The organism is Streptomyces hilarionis, from assembly GCF_024539675.1.
GTDB classification, from domain to species: domain Bacteria; phylum Actinomycetota; class Actinomycetes; order Streptomycetales; family Streptomycetaceae; genus Streptomyces; species Streptomyces hilarionis.
In genome coordinates this window covers 1-356 of record NZ_JAHHIT010000537.1, presented here as the reverse complement: position 1 = coordinate 356, position 356 = coordinate 1, and the positions used below count along the sequence as shown (strand labels likewise).

General features: G+C 75.6%; 1 protein-coding gene. It reads left to right on the top strand.

What is annotated here, in order from left to right; translation table 11 throughout:
• Nucleotides 1-24: 24 nt before the first annotated feature.
• Nucleotides 25-356 (top strand): Rossmann-fold NAD(P)-binding domain-containing protein (locus KMS84_RS39425; protein WP_256921470.1); only part of this gene is annotated, 332 nt, incomplete at its 3' end.

Sequence of the window (356 nt, the reverse complement as noted above, 5' to 3'; positions counted from 1 at the left end):
CGTTACCGCACGGTGTGGCGTTCGGTGACGGTGCCGGCGGCGGCCCGTCTGTCGGGGACGTGGCTGGTGGTGAGTGCTGGTGGGGACGCGCCGGTGGAGGAGGTGCGCGGGGCGTTGGAGGTGGCCGGGGCCGAGGTGTCGGTGTCGGAGGCGTTCGACGACGCGGACCTGTCGGACGCGTCCGGTGTCGTGTCCCTGCTGGCCTGGGACGAGGAGCGGGCGCCGGTCGCGTCGGTGGGGTTGGTGCGCTCCCTCGCCGACGCGGAGGCGACCGCTCCCCTGTGGGTGCTGACGCGGGGCGCGGCCTCGGTGGGCGCGGACGATCCGGTGTCCGCGACGCAGACGCAGCTGTGGGC